Here is a 24,255-nt window from a genome sequence, read left to right on the forward strand (position 1 = left end):
TCATAAACTTATTATAAGCATCTTAAAGGGCATTTAAATATAGATGTTCGAAACCAGAAAAAGATAAACTGTGATGTTTCCTTTGCGCGGGGTTACTGGTATCAAGACGTAACCCAGGAAACTGGTTCAATAGAGCTTTAAAAATGCTGTGCATCTCGATACGTGCCAATTTTGCACCCAGACAAAAATGACTGCCATAACCATAACTGAAATGTTGGGGGTGTTTATTATTAGGATTGATGGCATCTGGGTCGTCAAAATAATGGGGATCACGATTAATGGCATGTGTCGATATGAAAATCACCTTGCCTTTTTCAATCAATTTATTTCCTATCATCGTTTCATTTTTAGTGACTCGGAAAATAAACGTTACTGCGGGATCAAGCCGGTTGCATTCTTCAATATATCTATCAAGTAGATGAGCATTATCTCTTACTTGTTGCCAAAGTCCTGGTTGATTCAACAAAATAAATAAATTATTGCACAGCTGATCAGTGGTTGTGACTTGACCAGCAACTAACATCATAATTGCTTGAGAGATAATTTCATCATCGGTCAAGCCAAAATGGGCTTGATGCTCCAACAAGATACTTAAAAAATCGGATCCTGGTTTTTTTCGACGATGGACAATTAAATTTGAAAAATAACTATAGAGTTGTTTGGCACTTTGATTGACCTGAATTCCATCCTGATCTTTATAACTGGTTGAGCCACCAAAAAATTGCGTCATATTATTAGACCAATGATAAAAATCAAGACGTTCACTATCTGGAATTGCGAACAATTCTGCAAGTGTCACCGAAGGGATGTGTTGGGCCAGTTGAGTAACAAAATCAAAAGGTTTATCTGCAGTATACTCTGCCAAACAATTTGTTATAGTCTGCTGAATTAAGGGTTTCAATTGTTCCAGACAGTTGTTACTAAAGCCATGATAACAAATCCGCCGGCGATCAGTGTGTTCTGGAGCATCACTCATCACCATCATTTTACTGACCACTTTAAAAAAATCAGTAATTAATGACAAATTCATCTCGGGCATGCGTGTTATAAAAAAAGGGGTGCGATCACAAGTAAAATCCTCACTTGTGAGGACTTGTTTGGCTAATTTATAGGAAGTAACTACAAAAAATTTACCGGCTTCCCACCAAAACAATTCGCCCATTTCTCGCAAATGATTGCTGAATTGTTCTGGGCTGGTGGTTTGCTTTAACTGCATTAAGGTATAGGGTTTCATAATATTTGGATCCTTCTTAAATGTCTTGGGCTATGTCGATGAAAAGCGTTACGACCATGCAGGAGTGAAAAATTGTCGGCAAGCAGAAAATCACCTTGTTGCCATTGATGTTGATACATATGTTCAGGCATCCGCATACTTTGACTTAAAGAAGATAAAATGGATCGCGATTCATCCTCATTTTTACCTATTATTTTAACCTGTACTGGATTTAAATAGTCTTCACCTACAGGTTCAGCAAATCTTAAGATAACCTGCTGAGTTTCTGGATGTTTATTGATTAAATTACGAGTAATGGTGCCCCCATAATGTGCTAGTTTCTCGGTATGAAATACGAGCGCATACTGTTGCCACTCTTTTTTTTGTGCATCGCTTGCAGTATGCCAAACCATTTCTGTGTTAACAAATAGAGTTTCCCCACCACTCTCTGCATTCGGTGCCTGCAAACAATGAAAGAGCAAAAAACGAGGTTCTTGATGAAAAGCTCCATCCCAATGCAATGGGACATCTCCTTCCGTAAAGAGATAGTTTTTGGGCTTTTGATCTACTTTCATTTCCATTACCGGACCAAAATCCCAAGAAAGTAATTGGGCTTGCTTTTGACAATATTGGAGCAAATCATCCCGTTGCAGAAGATTAAAGCCTCGTAGAAGTACAATCTTATGTTGAGTCGTTTGGTTTAGGAGCATTTCCAATGATAAATCGGTCAGCTTACGACCATGATCCGCTTGAATTAGATGAGGGCAAAATCGCTGTTGTTGGTTCATGAGTAGGCCTCCAATACATAATGATCTTTATTTAATCGTGCACCCAATTGCTCAGCTTCTTGCCTTTTTATGAGTTGCCATCTTTTGCCTTTTTTAAGTAGAACATTATGCCAAGGGGTACTCCAACGATTTGATGTGGGTAGTAAGTGAACTCCTATTTTCTCTGAGCCACAAGGCTGGGGATGAATCGACAATCGCACGGATTGTGGAAAATAATTCGTTAATAATCGTGACCAGGCATTCGAGCGACGGATTACTTCATAAGCAATTTGTTTAGCTTGCTGGCGTGTTTTATTTTTTGTTTGTTCAGGTTTTAAAGCGAATTGATCCTCAGCAATAAAACGGTGAATCCCATTAAATTGATACCGAGCGTGCGGATCGGTTGCTACATGTTGTTTTAATTCATCTAAAGATTGACCAAACTCGACCATTAATAACTCCCGCATAATCTGATAGTTATGGCAGGGATAGACCTCATCAAGCGCAAATGTAGATAAATGAGTTAATTGGTATTCTTTGATAATTTGTTGAATTCCTTTTTGATATACATCTACATGATCATCACTCACCAAAACTAAATCATTAAAGACTCGACCGTCAGAACAAATGATTAACTTAATGCCTACAGGATAAATTTCTTCCAGGGTTTGGCAGAGTCGATTCAAATTACTCAAGCCAATGATTTCACCTCGATCCGGTTTTTCGGAAAGGGTTTTTTGTCTATTGGCTGATTTTGCAGGGAAGGCAGGAAGAATCAACGTTAGGGCGCGTTGTTCCTTGATAGCATGGTGAATTTTATCTTGCGGATGGCCAATGCATTCCGGGCATAAAATTCCATTACACTTTGTCTCGGCAAACTCACTAACGCGTCGTTGATTAAACAATACCTTTAATAGCGCAGTTGTTATGTCTTGCATGGTATTTATTGGCATATAGTTTCCCTCTAAGTTGTTTCCCGTATGTGGAGCAAACAGATTAGATAAAATCTCTATAAGTTGATAATATTAAGTTTTGATAATCTTAATAGAAAAAAATTATGGACATTGATTTTGATGCTTTACGTGTTTTTGTAGTAGTAGTCGAGTGCGGTGGATTCAATGCGGCAGCTCGAATCTTATTTAAAAGCCAGCCTGCAGTTACTACATCAATAAAAAAATTAGAAGATCAGTTAAATTTGGTATTGTTTGATCGCAGTCATTATCGACCGGTTCTCACCATAGAAGGCGAAAAACTCTATCGTCGAGCCCAGTCTTTAATTGGACACTGGAAAAATATTAGTCAATTTGCAGAGTTACTACAATCTGAAGCAGAAAGTGATATCACGATTGCCATCGATGTTTTTTTTCCTCTTTCGACTTTGAAACCTCTGTTAAAACATTGGATTTATACGTTTCCTAATACCCAATTTCATTTTCTCTCGGAATCAATTGGAGGGGCGTGTGAACGATTATTGCGAAATCAGGCAGACCTGATTATTAGCGAAAATTTAATTACTAAAAAGGCTGTCGAGGTCATCCCGCTTCGGTCTGAGTTTCTAGTCGCTGTTGCATCCCCCGAATTTATCCAATATTACGGTACCCAATTAGGCGATTTGGATACGCTTTCTGAATGCATGCAAGTGATCCTCCGTGATTCCTCGCAATCTGATTTTTCCTTCGGTGTCATAGAACATGGACATCGATGGACTGTGAGCGATGTAATGGTGAAGAAAGATATAATTGTTGCAGGTCTGGGGTGGGGAAGATTGCCCTTGCATATGATTAGCCAGGAGCTAGCTGATGGCAGGTTACAGAGCTTGCAAGGGAATCATTTCGATAAACGGTTAGTTACTTTAGGCGCGATTCGTTTACAAAAACCAGCCAGAGGACCGGTAGCCGAACAACTTTGGCAGGATTTAAATAATAAAAATATTGCAAGTTTTGAACAATAAAGTAAGGAGTAGCTCGGCCTAATCATGAAATTACTTAATTTTAAGGTTGAAGCCAATAACAAATTCTATGGAAATAAAGTGGAAGCGTAAAAGTTGAATTATACTTATACAATATAAGTTTTCAAAAAGCCTACATTTTTAGAGGAAATATTTATGGGTCAATCAAAAGATGAGGAAGAGATTCCATTAGGTCCACCGAATCAAACAGTGCAAAGTACCTCGCAAGCGGATAGTTTAATACCAGTTGAAGATGAGGAGAGCAAAAAGAAGAGTATTCGCATTCAAAGCGAACAGGTAGAAGCCTTCCTTGCTGCCTATAAGGAACATTGTGGGGCGAAATGGTTTAAAGATCATCCTCCTAAGAAGGATGAGAATGGCGGATTGTCTTTAACTTTTAAATCAGAGGAGGACATGGCGTCGTTCTTCCAAAAGCAGGCAAAAGAAGGAAAAAGTTTTATTATGGTCGATGCAGAAACCAATAAAGTGATTGCTTATTCTAATGGTGATGGCAAGCTTTATCAAACGACTAAAGAGGGCCCTAAAGCCTATGAAAGTGGTTCTTTGCTCCCAAGTAAAGAGGCGATGAAGGACCTTCCTGACTTAGATGGTTTTAAACTGCCCGCAAAAGATGAACCTGAACAGAGTAAAGGGGCTAAGTTTTAATAAGATAAAATTTAGGACACTTGCTCTTTTTTATATTGCTCGTCTGCTTCTTTTGCCTTACGTTGATTTTCTTGCAATTGCAGGGCATTTAGTTGTTGTTGCCAGAGCACAGCAGCTTGTGCTCTTAGTCTGTTCAATGCTTTTATCAATAATCCTAAATGGGTTGCCAACATAGGGAGTTTTTTGGGGCCAAATACAATGAGGGCAACAATAAAAATAACCAAAAGTTCGCCACTACTCATAGAGGTTTGTTATCCTTTTTTGGGTGCTCATCAGCTTGATTTTCATTCAAGGCCTTACGGAAATTTTTAATGGCCTCGCCAAGATCGGTTCCTATAGTTTTTAATTTGGAAGTACCAAAAAGAGCTAGAATAATGACTAAAATTAACAATAAAGAAAGAGGGCTGATTCCACTTAGTCCCATGTTTAATTCCTCGTATTAGGGTTAATAAGTACAAACAACCCTGCCAGAATTGCTCCTGAAAGGGCAAGCGGGGTGAGTTGTTTGTGATGGATAAGATGCGCATAGTCAAGCAGGCACACTAACAGGAACGAAAGTCCCGCGCCTATCGCAATACTATTCCAATGGACTGCTGGTTTTTCATTTTCAGGCTGAGCAATAGCGCGCTCTTTATTTATTATTAATTCTTCTTTTTTAAGCTCTAGAAAATCAAAGAGCAGTTTTGGCATATGGGGCAATTGTTCCGCAAGAAAAGGTAAATTTCGTTTTAATTGGGTGAAAAAAGCTTTAGGACCTATTTGATCTCTAACCCATTTTTCAAGAAAAGGTTTGGCTGTAGCCCATAAATCCAAGTCTGGATAGAGTTGACGTCCTAAGCCTTCTACAGCAAGTAGCGTTTTTTGTAATAAAATCAGTTGCGGTTGTACTTCCATATGAAAACGTCGAGCAACCTGGAAAAGACGCAATACTACTTGTGCAAAGGAAATATCTTTTAAAGGTTTTTCAAAGATAGGTTCACATACCGTACGAATACCGCTTTCAAATTCATCTACACGGGTATCACGTGCAACCCAACCAGATTCAACGTGTAACTCCGCAACACGCCGGTAATCCCGATTAAAAAAGGCCAAGAGATTTTCTGCTAAATACCGTTTGTCATTGTCATTTAATGTCCCCATAATGCCAAAGTCGATGCATATATATTGGGGGTCTTTGGGATTTTTATAAGAAACAAAAATATTTCCTGGATGCATGTCTGCATGAAAAAAACAATCACGAAATACTTGAGTGAAGAAAATTTCTACACCTCGCTCCGCCAGTTTCTTGATATCAACTCCATGTGCTTGCAAGCTTACGAGATCGGATACAGGGATGCCATGTATTCGTTCGAGCACCATCACATTAGAGCGTGAATAATCCCAATAGACTTCTGGAATATAGAGGATAGGAGAATGCTCAAAATTACGTCTTAATTGAGCTGCATTAGCTGCTTCTCTTAGTAAGTCGAGCTCATCGATCAAGGTATGTTCAAATTCTGTTACAATTTCTTTTGGTTTTAAACGCCTAATCTCTGGCCAATAACGGTCTGCCCATTTTGCAATAGTATGCATAATACTCAAGTCTTGCTCAATAATGCGTCGCATGTTGGGCCTAAGCACCTTGACGATCACTTCCTCACCTGTTTTCAAAGTTGCTGCATGCACTTGCGCCATAGAAGCCGATGCTAAGGGTATGGAATCAAATTCAGCAAAAACCTCATAGGGAGACATGCCATAAGCTTTTTCAATAATGGCCATAGCTTGTTCGCTAGGGAATGGAGGGACTTTATCTTGTAATTTGCTAAGTTCAATCGCTATATCCAAGGGCAAAATATCAGGGCGAGTCGAAAGCGCTTGACCGAATTTAATAAAAATAGGCCCTAATACTTCCAAGGATTTACGAAGTGCTTCTCCATGCGTTAATTGTTCTTTACGAAACAAATTCCAAGGATTTAAATAGACAATAAAGCGTAGGGGTGCGAACAATCTCAATGACACGACTACATTATCTAGTCCATTTTTAGCTAGAACATAGTTAATATGAATAAGACGGATGAGTTTTTTAATGGATTTCATAGCGGCTTATTAGTTGATTTACATGAGCTTGCAAACGCTCGACACTTAAAGATAACTCGTCTACTTCAACAAAAAAATCTTCCAGTTCATATTTCGTTGGCATGACTCGTAATTCTTCTTGCAGATATTCCGTTACATTTTGATGAAAGGAATCATCCACTTTCTTTTTGAATGCCATCCCTTTACGCACAAAAGAACCGATTTGATGAGCCACTACATCACCAGTAAAATGAGCCAGATGGCCTTCCCAATCGATATCCATTTCGTCAAACAATTTTTTTACATGCTGTCCTAATTCCGTATCTCCAGTCATGCGAATTTTATCATTAAACAAAGAACGGGCTTTGGAAGCGGGTAATAAACTCAAGCGGATCAATCCTAAAGGGTTGCTGTGAATAACCGTGTCTGCTTTGCTATCGAAGCAATCAAGTAAGACAATTTCGCCATCCTTAAAATGTATAAAAAAATTAACGTTTAAAGGGCTTATGATTATTTCAAGGGTTTTATTATCAAGCGCTTTCAGCTTGGCTGGCATTTGCTCATCCAGTTTGGCCGCTTTGTTAATGGCTATTTGAAGAGCCTTTAGGGAGTATTTTTTTAACATAATGCACTCAATATTTATAGGCAATGTGCAAGGCAACGATACCACCACTGAGATTATCATAGTGACAGTCTTCGAATCCTGCATCCTCAATCATTTCTTTTAGTTTGATTTGATTGGGATGCATGCGTATGGATTCAGCAAGGTATTGGTAACTGGTTTTATCTTGCGCAATAAGCCCCCCTATTTTAGGTAAAATATTAAACGAATACCAGTCATAAATAGGTTTTAAACCAGGAAATGTGGGGGTGGAGAATTCAAGAATCATCACTTTCCCACCGGGTTTGCACACACGATACATCGAACGAAGCGCTTCTTCCTTATCGGTTACGTTTCTTAAACCAAACGCCATAGTAATACAATGAAAACTGTTATCAGCAAAGGGCAGACATTGCGCATTACCTTGTACGTAATCAATATTCTTATATAAACCTTCATCTAATAAGCGATCACGTCCTACATTAAGCATGGCTGAATTTATATCAGTGAGAACAATTCGACCTTTATCACCAACCTTCTTACATAATAACCGTGTTAAGTCGCCACTGCCTCCGGCTAAATCTAACACAAGTTGTCCGGCACGCACTTGGCTATGGCCTACCGTGTAACGTTTCCACAGGTGATGAATACCTAAAGACATTAAATCATTCATCAAATCATATTTTTTTGCTACGGAATGAAAAACTTCGGCTACTTTCTTTTCTTTCTCATCCCAGGCAACAGTAGAGTAACCAAAATGGGTTTTCTTTTCTTGATCAGTCATACAGAACACGGATTTGTTATTTAATACTCCATATTAACTGATTTTAGTCGAGATACACAGTCCTAATGTCTTCGCTTAGTTAACATTACTTAAGATTTTTATAAAGGATATTATTTTTTCATAAAATACCTACTAAAAGCATTCCGGGATCCAAATTTAAAATACTCCGAGTATTTTCTGTTCAGACATTCACTTTTCAGTCAAAGTTAAATAGTATTGCGCGAAAGTTATTTCTTTTAATCTTTTTCTAATCAAAGGCGAGAGTAAAAATTTATGAAATCAATTCTTGAACTCATTTCCATGATAAATATGGACGGTTCTTCGGCAATTACCGATGTAAAAATTAAAATCAACCAATTAATGGGATTAACTGAAGGTGGGTTTAATATAGGCGAATCAATGAGCCGTTCTGGAGAGGATGGGGCCTTAACGGATTTGCGGACTACAGGTTCTTTAATAACCGCGGATCCTAAAACAATAGAACTAAGAAGACGTTTAACCTTATTACAAAATAAATACAATCTTATTAAATTTGAAGAAAAAATTGATGAAGAGGCCAAGCAATCTACATTTATTATCACTGACGTTGTTTATCCTGAATTTCTTCATACGGTTATGAACTTTCAACTTACAGAAGATATGAATCCTCAGGAAGTCAATTCTGTTGTTATTAGGAATGGATTACATGATTTCCGTTTTAAATATATTATAATCATGGGTGAGCGTCAAACGATATGTCCTATTCAGGATTTGGAAATTCACCCTGCCTCCTCTCCGCATGAACAAAATAGTGAGGTAATTCAATATAGTAGAACTACTTCGGGTGATAATTTTTCTATCATGGATCTTATTGCCGCTCAACAACAAACCGACTTTCATGCAATTAAAGACATGCTGAATCAATTTTGTGATTTGACGCCTAATGATGGGTTTTTACTGTATTTCCAATCCAGTAGTTCTGAATTTCCAATTGATCTTAGAGTTTATCTCGATAAAGAAGATGTCAGAGGAAAAAATGCTCAATTAAAGCTTTCAGGGTTCGCCCAGTTTGAAAATAGTTTAATTTATGAGGTGAAGTCCTCTGAAGATTCTAATCAAATAGCTATTATTATAAAAGCAATTAATAAAACTAATCTGGAGCAATATTTTACCAATAAAAAAAATGTGCATTTGGATGGAGTAGAACTCGAAAAAGCAGTTGCCTTAATTAAAGCTCATTTTCCAAACGATAGATTCATTCAGGATTTAGAAATTGTCAGCGGTGCAGGAAGTTACACGAGACCTTTTCCGCACATTCGCACCCCCAATTTTTACTCTCGATCTCGAGTTAATTCACGAACAATTGAAGTGCTGGAACTCTTAGAAACGACTAATTGCATTGAGTTTGATATGAGGCCGGAAAATAGATTTACGGTGGAGCACCGCAATAATGCTCAATACCTCGCTCCAATGCACTTCCTAAATGATAACTACCAATTTATCGTTGTACCTAAAAATCTAAGTCTTTTACAGGAAAAACTGAATAGTATAGCGCCTACTACATCGTTCCGGTGTAATTGAACTCCTTTTGTTTATTAGGCTCTCCTTAGTTGTCATCTACTTTGGAGAGCAATCCACTTTAATTATGGCTTGTATTATTTAGGTTGCTTTCTGGATTGTTCAAGAAGCACATCCACTGAAGTCAAACGACATTCTCGCCCCGTGAGAATGAAGAGCTAGTCATAAAAATTAATTTTTCCTTAGGTGAAGAGGATTGTTAAAAAATCGCCCTCTTCCATTCACGGGAGAGGGGTAGGACTTGGTTTAAAAATGCAGTGCAAAATGCAATTTTAGAATTGGCTCACGTTTGCAGATAATGATTTTGCAGGCTTGACAATTTCAATATTAATAGAGTTTACAATAGCAGCTAGTTCTCCATTTTTGGCTGTCTGAGGAATATGGTTGATGTCGAAAGTACCTTCGTGTAACGACTTAATAATGCTATCTTAAGTTTTGCTGTTTTCGGACGTGCTTCTCCTCCAAACTAGCGTGCCCAGGAAGTAAAACTTGCCGCGGCTATCTTTTTGTGGGTGTCATCCATATCAAACAAAACGATATTAGTCATAAAATAAACATAGAAAATTGGCAGTGTACTCTTTGGTTTTAATTTGACAACTCAAACATAGAGTACACACGTTTTATATCAGTTATACATCGGATGCAGGATAAAGTTCATTGCCTGAGTGGCCTTAATACCCTTTTCACTGAAAAATACTTCAAAGGGTAGCTAATGTTTGCAGATACTGATGCTCATCAGGAGGAATATTATTTTTTTGTGAGAGCCACAGGTATTCGGCCAACTGCTCCATCATTAAATGTTCTACTACTAATGAGTCATTGTATTTGTTGATCAAATTTTTATAGATTAAATGAATGCCCGCAGGACGATCGGTTGCGATTTGTTCTCGAATTGCAAGATGAAGTCCCATGTGCAGAAATGGATTAGGTTCTCCTGCCTCGGGAAAATAAGATTGTAGCTGGAATTTCTCTTGGTTTTCGAGGAGCTTATGATATTCAGGATGGGCCAATATTACTTGAACAATCTCATTTTCTAAAGGAGACAATAGTTTTTTATGTTGGTATTTTTCCCAACTGGAAAAAAACATTTGTCTTGTGTCTTGAATGGTATCGCCGTAAAACATGTACTGCCCAATTTGTGTAAAAGATTGAGTTTAACTGAAGTGGGTTTTAACAACAATGGGAAAGGCTTTTGTTGTTTATTCCTCGGTTGACATGGATAAATGGTTATGAGATATTCGCATTGCGAGGTTGGACTTGCTATGTGTCATTCCACTGGGTCAATTGGCGACACACTGATTGGCCCTTTCTATCACATCGATGTACCGATTAATTCTGAAATTAAACTTAAACAATCCGTCCCAAGTTTAATGCCTATAAAAGCCATTAATAAACCACTGAGTAATTCGATTCCTTTCCATACGTTAGTTTTTGACAAGACATCAGAAAAATATCGTGCGGTGAAAGTTAATGAGCTAAACCAAATCAAGCTTGAGGTAAGTACCCCCAGTAGAAAAATATGTTCTTGCTTGGGATATCCGCTGCTGCCACCACCAATAATCACCAGAGAATCAATAATGGCATGGGGATTAAGTAAGCTAAATCCCAGGGCCAGGAGGATGATTTGAGTTCTGTTACGGGGTTGATGAGATGTATTTTCTTCAGCATCAGTTGGTTTTGAAAACGCACGAGATAGTGCTTTTGCGGAATAAAATAGTAAAAAAGCAGTACCTAACAACATCATCCAGATTTGCAGAACAGGACGAAGTAGGAGCAATTCATGCAAGCCTGTTATACTGGAGCAAATTAAAATAAAATCACAGATAAAACAAATAACAGCAGAGAGCATTGCGTGATTTTTTTGTGCACCTTGTTTGATTAAAAAAATGTTTTGCGGTCCTAAGGCAATAATCAAAGATAAGCCTAAAAGTAAACCATTAAGATAAACAAACATAATCACGATATAAAAATAATCAAAGATAGCGATTATAACATTGCAACTTAGGCAATGTGGAGTATAAAATGCGTCGATTATTCTGTCTCCGCAAGAGAAGCGTACAAAATAAGAACAAATAGGAGGGAGCGTGGGCTCTTTGTTACTAAGAAAGCTAATCGTCACGGCAACTGTGGCGGTGCTTGGCCTGGCAGGTCAATTATTACATGCAGAAAATGAACCTGCTCAAGAGAAATTATCAATTATTAATGGGTATTATCCTGCTTATCCACCGACAGCTCCAGCCAGTGGTGAACAACAGAATTTAATTCAGCGGGGAGAGTATTTGGCCAAGATGGGGGATTGTATTTCCTGCCATACCAATGTTAATGCACGCACACCTGCATATGCTGGTGGATTACCAATAGATACTCCTTTCGGGACATTTTATAGCCCTAATATTACTCCAGATAAAGAAACGGGTATTGGTAACTGGACTGAAAAAGATTTTATTCGTGCTCTTAAAGAAGGTCGTGATCCTAAAGGTAGAAACTATTTCCCAGTATTTCCCTATATTTATTTTTCTAAAATAACAGATGATGACGCCCGAGCTCTATACGCTTATTTTATGAGTCTGCCTCCGGTAAACTTACCTAACAAATCATTGCCCTTCCCCTTTAATGTTCCAGGTTCGCGCTTTACACTTTGGGGCTGGAATTTATTATTCTTTTTCCCTGAAGGACATGGATTTCAATATGAGAAAGGTAGATCCACTGAGTGGAATCGTGGGAAATATATAGTTGATGGTCTAGGACATTGCAGTATGTGTCATACCCCATTAAATGTATTTGGGGCGCCAAAAAATAAGTATTATTTAACGGGTGGATTTATTGATGGATATTGGGCACCAAACATCACCAAATATGGATTGGAGTCAGGAACCCATCAGGAAGTCGCAGATGTATTCAAATTAAATAAGCTTCTCAATAATGCAGGCCCTGTGGTAGGTCCTATGGCAGAAGTAAATCATAACAGTATGATGTATTTAACTGATGCCGATAGAATGGCTGTAGCGACATACCTTAAGACCGTAGCAAGTGAAGAACCTTTAGGCTTACCTGCTTCCAATGAGCCCCCCTCGCTGGATCGCGGAAAGCAAGTTTATTTCACGGCGTGTGTCATTTGTCATCAAGACGGTGCCATGAGTGCTCCTTTGCTTGGTAGTTCAGCAAGCTGGTACGAGCGTTTAAAGAATAGTGGGTTAACGGGTTTATATCGTCATGCCATAGATGGATATAATTCGATGCCTATAAAAGGTGCCTGCGTGACCTGCTCTGATAACGACATCATTTCTGCTGTTGATTACATATTAAATGAGTCATTAACTCGTACCCAATTGATAAACCTCAAGTCAGGTGGCGCAGCACAATTTCCTCCAAGTGGGGAAACCGTTTATAACGAGCATTGCGCAGCCTGTCATAATGATGGAAAACAAGGTGCGCCTAAAATTGGTGATCAAGAAACATGGAAATCATTGATTGCAAAAAATATGGATGTATTGATTGAAAACACAGTTCATGGGAAAGATCATCCAAAAAACGGAGGCTGTGATCAATGCACCACGAATGAGGTAATCGAGGCAGTTAAATACATGGTCAGTAAATCTAAAACTGAAGGAAATTACTCATTGTGGTAGTGTCGTATTGCTGAACAAGAACCCCTGCGAATGGGGAAGACCAAATTAAAAATATAAAACTAAATTGGAGCCAGTTCATACTGGCTTTCTTGACAAGACGAGGAATGGGGATGTTAAACAGGTTAAAGATCTGTAGATTATTAACGATGCTAGGTGCCTGGGTTGCGAGCCGACCACTATTCGCTGCTGCGGATTTTTGGCAGTTAAATATGCACAAAGGGGTCACGCCTATCAGCAAAGACGTATATTACCTGCATATGGTATGTATGGCTGTTTGTGCCATTATTGGAATCGTTGTCTTTGGTGTAATGATCTATTCAATGATCCATCATAGAAAATCTAAAGGATATAAGGCCGCGAAATTTCATGATAATCCTCGATTAGAAATTGTCTGGTCGATCATCCCGTTCTTGATTCTTGTTGGACTTGCAGTACCTGCTACGCGGGTTTTAATCCGAATGGATGATACAAATCAATCTGAAGTAACCATAAAAATCGTAGGTTATCAGTGGCGCTGGCAGTACGAATATCTTGATCAGGGAATTAGCTTTTTCAGTACTCTTTCTACACCATTTGAACAAATTCAAAATAAACAGAAAAAGAATGAGTGGTATTTACTCGAAGTAGATAAGCCAATGGTGGTACCGGTTAATAAAAAAATCCGCTTTTTAGTGACTTCAAATGATGTTGTTCACTCTTGGTGGGTTCCAGAGTTAGGTATTAAACGCGATGCAATACCAGGATTTATGTATGAAGCATGGGCAACTATTGAAAAGCCCGGAATATACCGAGGTCAATGTGCGGAACTTTGTGGGGTAAATCATGGCTTTATGCCTATAGTAGTTGAGGCCGTCAGTCAGGACGATTTTGATAAATGGGTCGCAGCGCAAACACAAAAAGAAGATCAGTATGCGAATCAAGAAGCGAATCCACCCGCCCAGAAAACGATGAGCCGAGATGAATTACTTGCATTTGGAAGGCAAAAATACGACCAATTTTGCTCTCCCTGTCATCAACCCAATGGTAAAGGTATCCCACCGCTATATCCTGCGCTTAGGGGTAGTTCGGTCGCAACAGGCCATCCTGTTTCCCGGCACCTGGATATAATACTTAATGGTATTGCTGGTTCTGCAATGCAGCCTTATAAAGATCAACTTACCGATGAAGAAATAGCTGCGATTGCGACTTATGAACGTAATGCCTGGGGTAACAATACAAATGATGTCGTTCAAGCCGCAGAAGTTGCTGCACAACGTCAGAAAGCTAATCAACAACCAACCATGGTTAATAAAGTTCAAGCTGGAGGTTTGCAATGAGTAGTTATACATTAGCGCACGATGAAAAACATGATGATCATGGTCCAGAACAGGGTAAAGGCATTTTAGGCTTTATAAAACGCTGGTTGTTTACTACCAACCATAAAGATATCGGCACACTTTATTTGTGGCTCGCAATGATCAGTTTCTTCCTGGCTGGTGGCATGGCGCTAGTGATTCGTGCAGAGCTGTTTCAACCAGGTCATCGCTTTGTTGATCCGAATTTCTTTAACCAAATGACGACATTACATGGGTTAATCATGCTATTTGGGGTGGTAATGCCTGCATTTACCGGAATGGCTAACTGGCAAATTCCTATGATGATCGGCGCTCCAGATATGGCTTTGCCCCGATTAAATAACTGGAGTTTTTGGCTTTTGCCCTTTGCGTTTACATTATTACTTTCAACCACATTTCATGCAGGAGGTGGCCCTAACTTTGGTTGGACGATGTATGCTCCTTTATCTACCAAATATGCCCCTCCTAGTACAGATTTTATGATTTTCGCGATCCATATGATGGGTATTTCCTCCATTATGGGTTCGATTAACATTATCGCCACGATTTTAAATTTACGTGCCCCAGGTATGACATTGATGAAAATGCCAATGTTCGTATGGACTTGGCTAATTACTGCCTTTTTGCTAATCGCGATTATGCCTGTATTGGCTGGAGCAGTCACCATGATGTTGGCAGATCGTCATTTCGGCACCAGCTTCTTTGAAGCTTCAGGTGGTGGAGATCCCATACTGTTTCAACACGTATTCTGGTTCTTCGGACATCCAGAGGTGTATGTTCTTGTATTACCCGCTTTTGGCGTGATTTCCGAAGTTATACCTACGTTTAGTCGTAAGCCATTATTCGGCTATTACTTTATGGTATACGCGACCGTCAGCATTGCAATATTGTCATTTATTGTATGGGCACACCATATGTTTACTTCAGGTATCCCGTTGGGTGCAGAGTTATTTTTTATGTATACGACAATGCTCATTGCTGTTCCAACCGGTATTAAAGTATTTAACTGGGTTAGCACTATGTTTCGAGGTTCTATGACCTTTGAAACGCCCATGTTATTTGCGTTGGCATTTGTATTTTTATTTACCATAGGTGGATTTACAGGGCTTATGTTGGCATTGGTGCCTGCAGATTTTCAGTACCAAGATAGTTATTTTGTAGTAGCTCATTTCCATTATGTTCTGGTCCCAGGTGTAATTTTCGCCCTTTTTTCTGCAACCTATTATTGGTTGCCGAAGTGGACTGGGCATATGTATAACGAGGTACTGGGCAAATGGCATTTTTGGTTATCTGTTATTTCAGTAAATGTAGCATTTTTCCCGATGCATTTTTTAGGTCTGGCGGGAATGCCTAGAAGAATCCCAGATTATGCATTGCAATTTACTAATTTTAATATGATCTCTTCTATAGGTGCTTTTATTTTTGGTTTTACTCAGCTTTTATTTTTATTTAATGTGATTGCCACAGTAAGGAAAAAGGGTACTAAAAAAGATATCGCAGCTGGAAGATCTTGGGAAGGAGCATATGGTTTGGAGTGGACGTTACCTTCACCACCCCCATATCATACGTTTACGACTCCACCTAAACTCGATTTATAGGTTTGTTGTATGAAAAATCAAAAAGGGCATCACAGGCTAATTATCATCTTATCGGGTCTTGTACTGGGGATGTTTGCTTTCGGATTTGCCTTAGTGCCTATTTATAATAGCTTATGTAAGTCACTAGGTATTAATGGAAAAACAAACCCCGAAGCGGTAGCTTACGATGTAAATAAAGCGAAAATCGATAAAAAAAGGGAAATTATTGTAGAGTTTGTTGCGACAAACAACAGTGGGGTACCATGGGCTTTTTATCCCAAAACTCGAAAAATAACGGTACATCCCGGGGAAATAGCCAAACTTGCATTTTATGCTGAAAATAAAACGGATCATCCGATGACCGTACAGGCAATACCTAGTGTTACACCTGGGATTGCTGCAAAGTATCTGAAAAAAACTGAATGCTTTTGCTTTACTCGGCAAACACTAAATGGACACGAGGCAATGAATATGCCTTTATTATTTCATTTGGATGCTGATTTACCTGAAAAGGTGCACACAGTTACTTTGTCTTATACTTTATTTGATGTAACAGATAAAGGTTAACATAACCTGGCAGCTCTGATTATAAGCATCTAAGCAGTAATCATAAGCTAGTCATGCAAGTTGGTAATTTTTAGTAGGTTACATGCTTCAATGGCAAGGAGCGTGTCAAAAACAGATTAATGCCTGTTTCAATTCTACTAGCTTGGTCATAGAACTTGGTTTCTTGCTTTATGCTTCAGAAACAAAGTCCTGGGACTTAGGATAGCGAATTCTAAATAGGCCCTATTCATGACAGGAGATAAAAATATAATGGGAGCACATGGTACTTATTATATCCCTAAGCCAAGCCATTGGCCTTTGGTGGCATCATGTGGGTTAACTACTACGCTTGTGGGCGCTGCATCTTGGCTTCATAATGATTGGTATGGACCCTACATATTTACTATTGGTGTAGGAATCATGATTTTTATGTTATTTGGCTGGTTTGGCCAAGTGATTTATGAAAATTCGAAAGGAGTCTATGACGAACAAGTTGATAGATCATTTCGTTGGGGAATGTGCTGGTTTATTTTTTCTGAAGTTTGTTTCTTCGGTGCATTTTTTGGAGCCCTGTTCTATAGCAGGTGGTGGTCTGTCCCTATATTAGGAGGTGAATTTCACCCCATTACCCACTTTACATTATGGCCTAATTTCAGTGCCAACTGGCCTATCTTATTTAACCCAAACAACCAGGTTTTTGCTGGTGCTCATGAAGGAATGGGAGCGTGGGGATTAGCAGCAGTGAACACGCTTATTTTATTGACCTCTGGGGTCACTATCACCTGGGCTCATTGGGCTTTAAAATTAGGAAAGCAAAGACAGCTCATTATCGGGATGATTTTAACCATTTCGTTAGGTATATTATTCTTAGCTTTACAAGGTTATGAGTATCATGAAGCATACACAGAAATGAATTTAACCCTATCTTCGGGGATTTACGGAACGACATTTTTTATGTTAACCGGATTCCACGGGATACACGTGACTTTGGGTACAATTATGCTAATTGTGATCACTGTTCGTTGTAAATTAGGTCATTTTACTCCAGAACGGCATTTTGCTTTTGAGGGAGTGGCTTGGTATTGGCACTTTGTAGACGTGGTCTGGTTGTTCTTATTTGTTTTTGTTTACTGGCTATAAAAATCGATCCTTATAGTTGTAGCCCGGGTGCATCAGTGTAACCCGGGCTTCTTCATGGTTAAATCAATTCCAGTTCGCTGCTTCCAGCAAGGATGATTCAGTAGTGATTTCATAAACGTGTATTAATCAACAAACCGGGCTGAAATTGGATCTCTTGTATGGTTAGCTTATAGGTAAAAAACGAGTGAGCGAATTGAATTTCTTGGATAATTGCCTGGCCGCGAAAATGTTTGGCAAAAAAGGAAACTTCAATCTCCTTTTCAATATATTCCTCGCATCTTAATTCCAGTTTTTTTTCAGATAAACTTAGCAGTTGGCTTATGTATTCAATTTCGCCAATCTTCATTAGAACATGAACAGGTTGAACGGGCTGAATTAACATTGCGTTCTCCAAGCAATATAACCAGCTTATAATCTAATTGTAGTATAAAATTGTAGCATCTATCAAAAGTTCAGGTAGAGTTTCAAAACGATCACAGCGGCAATTTTCTTTCTAAAAAGAAATCCAATGGCGTTGAGTTTCCCGGATTTGATGTTCGCCCCATCCGGGATAAAGTCGCAATGAATTAAAAATTATTGAGGGGCACCGATTAATTGATCGATAATCTGTTGCAAACTGTGTTCATTTTCATAGTGAATAACTAATGAACCTTTTCCCGCTTTTCCGGGTTTTAGTTTAATTGCAGTCTGTAAATGTTGAGAAAGATTTTTTAATTGCTCGTGGTAAACGTGTGAAAGATCACTATAAAGCTGTTGATCTTTGGTTTTACCTAATTTGATTCGTTCGACCAATTTCTCAGTTTCACGTACAGATAAGTTTTTGGCAATAATAAGCTGAGCCACCTGGTTTTGTTGTTCTTCTTCTAACATGAGTAAGGCGCGTGCATGTCCCATATCAATATCGCCATGCTCTAAAAGCTTTTTGACTCCTGCTGACAAAGCCAATAATCGCAAAAAATTGCTTACAGCAGCTCTGGATTTACATAAAAGATCAGCCACTTGTTGATGCGTCAAGGAAAACTCGTGAGTAAGCCTATGCATGGCACGAGCTTGATCCATCGCATTCAGATCTTCACGCTGTAAATTTTCCACTAAGGCCATAGCCATCGCTGTTTCATCATCAACCTGCTTCAAAATAACTGGAACTTCAGTCAAGCCTGCTAATTGGCTGGCACGCCAACGACGCTCACCGGCAATAATTTCATAACGCCCATCGCTTAGTTCGCGAACCAGAAGAGGTTGGAGTAAGCCTTGTTTTTTAATTGATTGGGCTAGTTCCATGAGTGGAGCTTCTTCCATCTCGCCACGGGGTTGATATTTACCCGGCTGCAGGCAGTCTACTGCGAGCTTGAGACTTTCAGCTGGCGGTTTCTCATTTAAAAGAGTGCTACTTGATTGGCTTAATAACGCGGATAAGTTACGCCCTAAACTACTACGTTTTGCTGTCATAAATTACCCCATTCATCCTGCTACAGTCTGTTTATTAATCAACTCGGAAGCGAGTACCATGTAGGCTGCTGCACCTGGTGATGTTTTATCATAATGTAAAGCTGGCAATCCGTGGCTTGGTGCTTCAGCAAGTCTAACATTACGCGGTATTACGGTTCTGTAGACCTTACTTGGAAAGTGTTCTATTAGTTGTTTTGATACCTCAGAACACAATCGGTTACGAGCATCGTACATGGTTCGTAACAGACCCTCAAGATGTAAACGAGGATTTACTGAGGCTTTGACCTGTTCAATAGTCGACAGCAGAGCAGCTAACCCTTCTAGTGCGTAATATTCGCATTGCATAGGAATAAGCACAGAATCCGCAGCAACAAAAGCATTTATAGTTAGCGTATTCAAAGCGGGTGGGCAATCAATCAGGATAAAATCATAATTGTTTTGAATAGGCTGGAGTGCTTTGAATAAAAATGTTTCACGATGATTGCGCTCCATTAGACTTACTTCAGCCACCGTTAAATCATCATTGCCTGGAAGTAAATCATAACCACTGGTTGTGGCAAGGCATGCTTGTTCTGCAAGACAATCATGGAGTAATACATCATTAGTTGTATGAACCAATTGGCTTTTATCGACGCCGCTACCCATAGTGGCATTGCCTTGAGGATCCAAGTCAATTAGTAAAACCTGTTGTCGATTCGCTGCTAAAGAAGCAGCTAAATTAATCGCTGTAGTAGTTTTGCCTACTCCACCTTTTTGATTGGCAATGGCTATAACTTTTGCCATGATTTATTCCTTGATTAAACTCGAATAAGCAGTAAACATCCAGGATCTGATTAACGTCCACCTGCTTGGCTAAACGATGATTTCGCTCAAGTCAGAACAATTAAACAGCTGTTGTTAACTACTTTTTCTTGGTTGATTTTCAATAATGACGCAACAACGCTCGCCTTCAATACCTGAAACCTTATAATGTTCTATCGAGCAGTGCTGCTTTATCTCATTTAATTCTGTATCAGGATCACGTCCTTTCATTGCCAACCAAATTCCATCATCGGCAATAAGGTGTTGCGTCCACTGAATCATTTGTACCAGACTACTAAAAGCGCGACTTACTACTGTATCAAAACCTTGAGTTGGGTGGTAGTTTTCAACTCTAAATTGTACAATTTCAACATTTTTTAAGTTGAGTTGTCGCTTAACTTCATTCAAGAATCGAGTTTTTTTACCATTTGAGTCTAATAAAACAAAGTTAAAATCAGGCCGAGCTAAAGCAAGAGGGATACCCGGTAAACCGGCTCCTGTTCCTACATCTATAATTTGTTTGCCTCTAAGCCAAGGCAAAATAGCCAGGCTATCTAATATATGCTTACTCACCATAGACTCAAGGTCACGGATTGCAGTGAGATTATAAGCTAAATTCCACTTGTTAAGTAAGAATAAGTAATCCGCCAAAGAAGCACTAAGTGCATCCAGCTCAAATTGTTGCAAACCTTCTTTAAGTTGCGATTGTATTTGCTCTATTTGTTCCTTCATACCTCAATTCGCTGTTTTTTCAAATGCACCAAAAGTAGGGACAAGGCGGCAGGAGTTACACCTGAAATCCGGCCAGCTTGGGCTAAAGTAGCGGGTCTTATCTTGGTTAACTTCTGAATTACTTCATTAGATAATCCTGTGACCTTGCTATAATCCAGAGATTCGGGAAGGACCGTGTTTTCCTGTTTACGCATTTTTTCAATATCTTGTTGTTGCCTATCGATATAGCCTGCATATTTGTTTTGAATTTCTATTTGTTCGCTAACTTCGGGTAGCAGTTCGGGTAAATTTAAATCCTCGAGCATGAGTAAATGCTGATAATTAATCTCTGGACGTTTCAAGAATTCTGAGGCTCTATTATCATGTTGCATCGGATTGAGTAACACATCTTTTAAAATCTCATTATGCCCTACACGAACCCACGTTTGGTGCAGCAACGATTGCGTGGACGCTATTGCTTCACTTTTGCTAGTAAAATGTTGCCAACGTTCATCACCCACTACGCCTAATTCGCGGCCTTTAGCAGTTAAGCGTAAATCTGCATTATCTTCACGTAAAAGCAGCCGATATTCAGCACGCGAAGTGAACATTCTATAAGGTTCTTGAGTGCCGCACGTAATTAGATCATCGATTAATACACCAATATAAGCTTCATCACGCCGTGGGCACCAAAGTTCTTTATCTTGTACTTGCAGCGCTGCATTCATTCCTGCGATGATTCCTTGGGCAGCCGCCTCTTCATAGCCGGTGGTCCCATTGATTTGTCCTGCAAAAAATAAGTTGGGAATGGGTTTGGTTTGCAAAAATGAAGTTAATCCACGAGGATCAAAGTAATCGTATTCTATAGCATAGCCTGGCCGGGTAATATGAGCATTTTCAAAACCTTTGATCGTACGAACAAACTGCACTTGTACTTCAAAAGGAAGACTTGTAGAAATACCATTCGGATAGATTTCTTCAGTGGTTAATCCCTCGGGTTCAACAAAGATTTGGTGAGATAATTTATCAGCAAAACGAACAATTTTATCCTCTATAGAGGGACAATAACGCGGTCCTACGCCTTCAATAACCCCAGCATACATAGGTGATTGGTGCAAATTATTACGAATAATTTCATGTGTTGCTTCAGTTGTGTGGGTAATATGACACGGGACTTGTAGCGGATGATCGCTCACATGACCTAAATAGGAGAAAACAGGGGTCGGTGTATCGCCTGGTTGTACCGTCATTTGACTGTAATCTAAGGAGCGACGATCGATTCGTGGAGGGGTACCTGTCTTTAAACGGCCAACGGGCAAATCAAGATCACGTAAGCTTTTGGCTAGGGCTACTGAAGGTGGATCTCCTGCACGACCTCCCGCATATTGATTCATACCTACATGAATTTTTCCGCCCAAAAATGTACCCACCGTCAGTACTATTGCGCGTGCTCGCAAGACCAGGCCCATTTGAGTTACTACAGCAGTTACGCGCTCTCCTTCAATCAATAAATCGTCCACAGCCTGTTGAAAGAGGGTCAGATTGGGTTGTGTTTGCAATTGCTCTCTGATGGCCTGGCGATAGAGAACACGGTCTGTTTGCGCACGTGTAGCGCGGACTGCGGGACCTTTGGAGGCGTTAAGCGTGCGAAATTGAATGCCAGCTTTATCTGCAGCTTTTGCCATAGCTCCATCCAAGGCATCAATTTCTTTCACCAAATGGCCTTTTCCTATCCCACCTATAGCAGGATTACATGACATTTGACCGAGCAAATCCATGTTATGAGTAAGTAATAACGTTTGCGCTCCCATCCGGGCTGCCGCTAAAGCAGCTTCTGTGCCTGCATGTCCGCCACCTACTACAATAACATCATATAATTTTTCAAGATTCATGACTGATCAATATTTGTATAACAAAAAGAGGAATTATACACTTTTTTGTGCATTGTCCCAATATTAAAGAATTAGATGCGATTGGTCCTGGTGAATGCATCAGTTTATTGACGAATAGTTCATCATTATCAAGCTCATATAATCGCTTAAGTTTACAAATTTATTCATTGGGGAGGTTTCAGGCATAAATTTTAGTTCATTTAAACCCTAAAAATTGTTAATTGATCAAAAAATGACCTATTATCATAATAATTATACTTCTTGTGGTTTATCTTATGTGGCGCGATGTCCCGAGTCTCAAAGATTGGGAAAAATTATGTGAAACTAGCGGATTAACTCCAGCTGAGGTGACTACTAGTCTTCTAGCTATTACCCAATTATTGAAAGAATATCATTCCATTCCAAAAACAAAAATAGAGTTCTTTGATAAAAGAATGGAATTACTTTCTCAGATAAATGAGATGAGCACTCAATTAATGAATCTACCCAAAGCAGTAGAACCATTGCGTACTATTCAAAAACTGGCGGAAAATAAAACAATCTATCTAGAGAAATTAAAAAATCATTATAAAGAGGCTAAACCGCGTCATCTATCCAAAAATGCGATGTTGGAAACCATTAAGGAACGAGAAAAAACACATGGAGAAAACCATTTATTAAGTCTTTTTGGTTCAACTTTGATTGAGCGCTTAGATCCAGCTCATCGAACAATTGAATTTAATTATAGTGATATTGAAAAAGGTTTAAACCGTGCCGAATATCCGATGAATACTGCATTTTATGAATGGGCTAGAGAAACAGATCCACCTCCCTTTTTTTTGTGGCTGGAGGAGCATCCCTTAACAACCGCATTAGAAGGTATAAGTGACAATTGGCGAGAGTCTTATAAAACAAAGATAACTTCAGTAGATTACGAATTACGAGATAAAGTCCAAGTCCAGATAGAGGATGAAAAATTAAAAATTATTCCCAAAGACTCCTTAGCGGAATGGCCTACACTAAACACAATCCGATTAAAAAACATTTCTTATAAAAGAGGAATGGCATTTGGCGGTGCGGCTTTTGTTTGGGATAAATATAATGACAATTTATTCCATGTCCATCCCCATAAGGCTGGAATTTACCATCACTCGTCACTTTTTAATGGTCGTAAGGTGCGTTGTGCCGGAATGTGGTTGGTTAAAGATGGGATGGTGGCGATGATTAGTAACAGCAGTGGCCACTATAAACCGGATTCATTGCATTTTTATCAATTAATTCGTTTTCTTCATGATAAAGGTGTTGTTAATAATCTTACCCAAGTAGCCGATTTCTTGCGGCCTCTGCCTTATACAGAAGGAACACGGGTACCTAGTAATTTTATTCCTTTGGAGGAGTATTTTGCTTGGGCTGAGGAACAACCTTTCGTACAAAAATACTTGAAAGGGGAACATTTAAAACCCCTCTCTCTCTATAAGGAAGTGGATGCAGGAATGAAGATGTCAAAGCAAAATTAATTTTTAGCAAAAATATCGATGACCGATTTTCTAATTTAGAACGGGAAAGACTTCTCGAACTTGTTTTGACGCAACCCCACTTTGTTCAT

24 protein-coding genes are annotated in these 24,255 nt (G+C 39.1%); 9 read left to right on the top strand and 15 right to left on the bottom strand.

All coding sequences use genetic code 11. The annotated features are described in order from the left end of the window. Positions 1-22: 22 nt before the first annotated feature. From HBNCFIEN_RS00405 to HBNCFIEN_RS00415, 3 genes are read right to left on the bottom strand one after another with little or no spacing between them, the layout of a single operon-like run. On the bottom strand, positions 23-1,234 hold the full coding sequence (locus tag HBNCFIEN_RS00405) for a cytochrome P450 (protein WP_182392197.1): 1,212 nt from the start codon (positions 1,232-1,234) through the stop codon (positions 23-25). Then, on the bottom strand, positions 1,231-2,001 hold the full coding sequence (locus tag HBNCFIEN_RS00410; protein WP_182392198.1) for a TauD/TfdA family dioxygenase: 771 nt from the start codon (positions 1,999-2,001) through the stop codon (positions 1,231-1,233). The genes HBNCFIEN_RS00405 and HBNCFIEN_RS00410 overlap by 4 nt, the downstream gene beginning before the upstream one ends. Beyond that, the gene (locus HBNCFIEN_RS00415) at positions 1,998-2,933 is read right to left on the bottom strand and encodes an isocyanide synthase family protein (RefSeq protein ID WP_182392199.1); all 936 of its coding nucleotides are present in this window, start codon (positions 2,931-2,933) and stop codon (positions 1,998-2,000) included. Before HBNCFIEN_RS00415 ends, HBNCFIEN_RS00410 begins: the two co-directional genes overlap by 4 nt. 104 nt (positions 2,934-3,037) lie before the next feature. Between HBNCFIEN_RS00415 and HBNCFIEN_RS00420 the strand changes: the two genes are divergently transcribed. Further along, positions 3,038-3,931 carry a LysR family transcriptional regulator gene (locus HBNCFIEN_RS00420; RefSeq protein ID WP_182392200.1) on the top strand — a complete coding sequence of 298 codons (894 nt, stop codon included), beginning with the start codon at positions 3,038-3,040 and terminating at the stop codon, positions 3,929-3,931. Between the two features lie 153 nt (positions 3,932-4,084). Next, on the top strand, positions 4,085-4,594 hold the full coding sequence (locus HBNCFIEN_RS00425) for a hypothetical protein (protein ID WP_182392201.1): 510 nt from the start codon (positions 4,085-4,087) through the stop codon (positions 4,592-4,594). An 11-nt stretch (positions 4,595-4,605) separates the two neighbouring features. Here the strand turns inward: HBNCFIEN_RS00425 and HBNCFIEN_RS00430 are convergent, their stop codons facing one another. From HBNCFIEN_RS00430 to ubiE, 5 genes are read right to left on the bottom strand one after another with little or no spacing between them, the layout of a single operon-like run. Further along, the gene (locus HBNCFIEN_RS00430) at positions 4,606-4,836 is read right to left on the bottom strand and encodes a twin-arginine translocase TatA/TatE family subunit (RefSeq protein WP_182392202.1); all 231 of its coding nucleotides are present in this window, start codon (positions 4,834-4,836) and stop codon (positions 4,606-4,608) included. After that, positions 4,833-5,018 (bottom strand): twin-arginine translocase TatA/TatE family subunit, encoded by a 186-nt coding sequence (gene tatA / locus HBNCFIEN_RS00435; protein ID WP_182392203.1) that lies wholly within the window; start codon positions 5,016-5,018, stop codon positions 4,833-4,835. Before tatA ends, HBNCFIEN_RS00430 begins: the two co-directional genes overlap by 4 nt. Before the next feature lie 2 nt (positions 5,019-5,020). Continuing rightward, complete coding sequence (gene ubiB / locus HBNCFIEN_RS00440) at positions 5,021-6,670, bottom strand: ubiquinone biosynthesis regulatory protein kinase UbiB (protein WP_182392204.1); 1,650 nt, start codon at positions 6,668-6,670, stop codon at positions 5,021-5,023. Next, a complete protein-coding gene (locus HBNCFIEN_RS00445) occupies positions 6,657-7,274 on the bottom strand; it encodes an SCP2 domain-containing protein (protein WP_182392205.1) in 618 nt (205 codons plus the stop codon). The genes ubiB and HBNCFIEN_RS00445 overlap by 14 nt, the downstream gene beginning before the upstream one ends. 7 nt (positions 7,275-7,281) lie before the next feature. Continuing rightward, positions 7,282-8,034 (bottom strand): bifunctional demethylmenaquinone methyltransferase/2-methoxy-6-polyprenyl-1,4-benzoquinol methylase UbiE, encoded by a 753-nt coding sequence (gene ubiE / locus HBNCFIEN_RS00450; RefSeq protein WP_182392206.1) that lies wholly within the window; start codon positions 8,032-8,034, stop codon positions 7,282-7,284. Positions 8,035-8,307: 273 nt separating this feature from the next. Between ubiE and HBNCFIEN_RS00455 the strand changes: the two genes are divergently transcribed. Next, entirely contained in the window at positions 8,308-9,594 is a 1,287-nt protein-coding gene (locus tag HBNCFIEN_RS00455; protein ID WP_182392207.1) for a hypothetical protein, read from the top strand. A 695-nt stretch (positions 9,595-10,289) separates the two neighbouring features. On the opposite strand, the gene HBNCFIEN_RS00460 is transcribed toward HBNCFIEN_RS00455, so the two are convergent. Beyond that, positions 10,290-10,715 carry a DUF1841 family protein gene (locus tag HBNCFIEN_RS00460; RefSeq protein WP_182392208.1) on the bottom strand — a complete coding sequence of 142 codons (426 nt, stop codon included), beginning with the start codon at positions 10,713-10,715 and terminating at the stop codon, positions 10,290-10,292. Between the two features lie 188 nt (positions 10,716-10,903). Then, on the bottom strand, positions 10,904-11,545 hold the full coding sequence (locus HBNCFIEN_RS00465) for a LysE/ArgO family amino acid transporter (protein ID WP_182392209.1): 642 nt from the start codon (positions 11,543-11,545) through the stop codon (positions 10,904-10,906). A gap of 130 nt (positions 11,546-11,675) precedes the next feature. Here HBNCFIEN_RS00465 and HBNCFIEN_RS00470 point away from each other — a divergent pair, with 130 nt between their 5' ends. From HBNCFIEN_RS00470 to HBNCFIEN_RS00490, 5 genes are all read left to right on the top strand, one after another. Continuing rightward, the gene (locus HBNCFIEN_RS00470) at positions 11,676-13,220 is read left to right on the top strand and encodes a c-type cytochrome (protein ID WP_182392210.1); all 1,545 of its coding nucleotides are present in this window, start codon (positions 11,676-11,678) and stop codon (positions 13,218-13,220) included. Between the two features lie 110 nt (positions 13,221-13,330). Continuing rightward, positions 13,331-14,536: a cytochrome c oxidase subunit II gene (coxB, locus tag HBNCFIEN_RS00475; RefSeq protein WP_182392211.1), complete on the top strand. Its 1,206-nt coding sequence runs from the start codon at positions 13,331-13,333 to the stop codon at positions 14,534-14,536. Then, positions 14,533-16,152 carry a cytochrome c oxidase subunit I gene (ctaD, locus tag HBNCFIEN_RS00480; RefSeq protein ID WP_182392212.1) on the top strand — a complete coding sequence of 540 codons (1,620 nt, stop codon included), beginning with the start codon at positions 14,533-14,535 and terminating at the stop codon, positions 16,150-16,152. Before coxB ends, ctaD begins: the two co-directional genes overlap by 4 nt. Positions 16,153-16,161: 9 nt before the next feature. Then, the gene (locus HBNCFIEN_RS00485) at positions 16,162-16,698 is read left to right on the top strand and encodes a cytochrome c oxidase assembly protein (protein WP_182392213.1); all 537 of its coding nucleotides are present in this window, start codon (positions 16,162-16,164) and stop codon (positions 16,696-16,698) included. A 249-nt stretch (positions 16,699-16,947) separates the two neighbouring features. Further along, positions 16,948-17,817: a cytochrome c oxidase subunit 3 gene (locus HBNCFIEN_RS00490; RefSeq protein ID WP_182393570.1), complete on the top strand. Its 870-nt coding sequence runs from the start codon at positions 16,948-16,950 to the stop codon at positions 17,815-17,817. A gap of 109 nt (positions 17,818-17,926) precedes the next feature. Here HBNCFIEN_RS00490 and HBNCFIEN_RS00495 read toward each other — a convergent pair whose 3' ends face one another. The 5 genes from HBNCFIEN_RS00495 to mnmG form a co-directional block, all read right to left on the bottom strand. Further along, complete coding sequence (locus HBNCFIEN_RS00495) at positions 17,927-18,199, bottom strand: hypothetical protein (protein ID WP_182392214.1); 273 nt, start codon at positions 18,197-18,199, stop codon at positions 17,927-17,929. A gap of 191 nt (positions 18,200-18,390) precedes the next feature. Further along, entirely contained in the window at positions 18,391-19,266 is an 876-nt protein-coding gene (locus HBNCFIEN_RS00500; RefSeq protein ID WP_182392215.1) for a ParB/RepB/Spo0J family partition protein, read from the bottom strand. A 12-nt stretch (positions 19,267-19,278) separates the two neighbouring features. Next, the gene (locus tag HBNCFIEN_RS00505) at positions 19,279-20,049 is read right to left on the bottom strand and encodes a ParA family protein (protein ID WP_182392216.1); all 771 of its coding nucleotides are present in this window, start codon (positions 20,047-20,049) and stop codon (positions 19,279-19,281) included. Between the two features lie 114 nt (positions 20,050-20,163). After that, positions 20,164-20,799: a 16S rRNA (guanine(527)-N(7))-methyltransferase RsmG gene (rsmG, locus tag HBNCFIEN_RS00510; protein WP_182392217.1), complete on the bottom strand. Its 636-nt coding sequence runs from the start codon at positions 20,797-20,799 to the stop codon at positions 20,164-20,166. Beyond that, positions 20,796-22,670 carry a tRNA uridine-5-carboxymethylaminomethyl(34) synthesis enzyme MnmG gene (gene mnmG, locus HBNCFIEN_RS00515; protein WP_182392218.1) on the bottom strand — a complete coding sequence of 625 codons (1,875 nt, stop codon included), beginning with the start codon at positions 22,668-22,670 and terminating at the stop codon, positions 20,796-20,798. The genes rsmG and mnmG overlap by 4 nt, the downstream gene beginning before the upstream one ends. A gap of 275 nt (positions 22,671-22,945) precedes the next feature. Here mnmG and HBNCFIEN_RS00520 point away from each other — a divergent pair, with 275 nt between their 5' ends. Then, on the top strand, positions 22,946-24,166 hold the full coding sequence (locus HBNCFIEN_RS00520) for a hypothetical protein (RefSeq protein ID WP_182392219.1): 1,221 nt from the start codon (positions 22,946-22,948) through the stop codon (positions 24,164-24,166). The last annotated feature ends 89 nt before the right edge of the window (positions 24,167-24,255 follow it).

Origin of the sequence: Legionella sp. PC997 (assembly GCF_014109825.1) — a bacterium.
Taxonomy (GTDB): Bacteria; Pseudomonadota; Gammaproteobacteria; order Legionellales; family Legionellaceae; genus Legionella.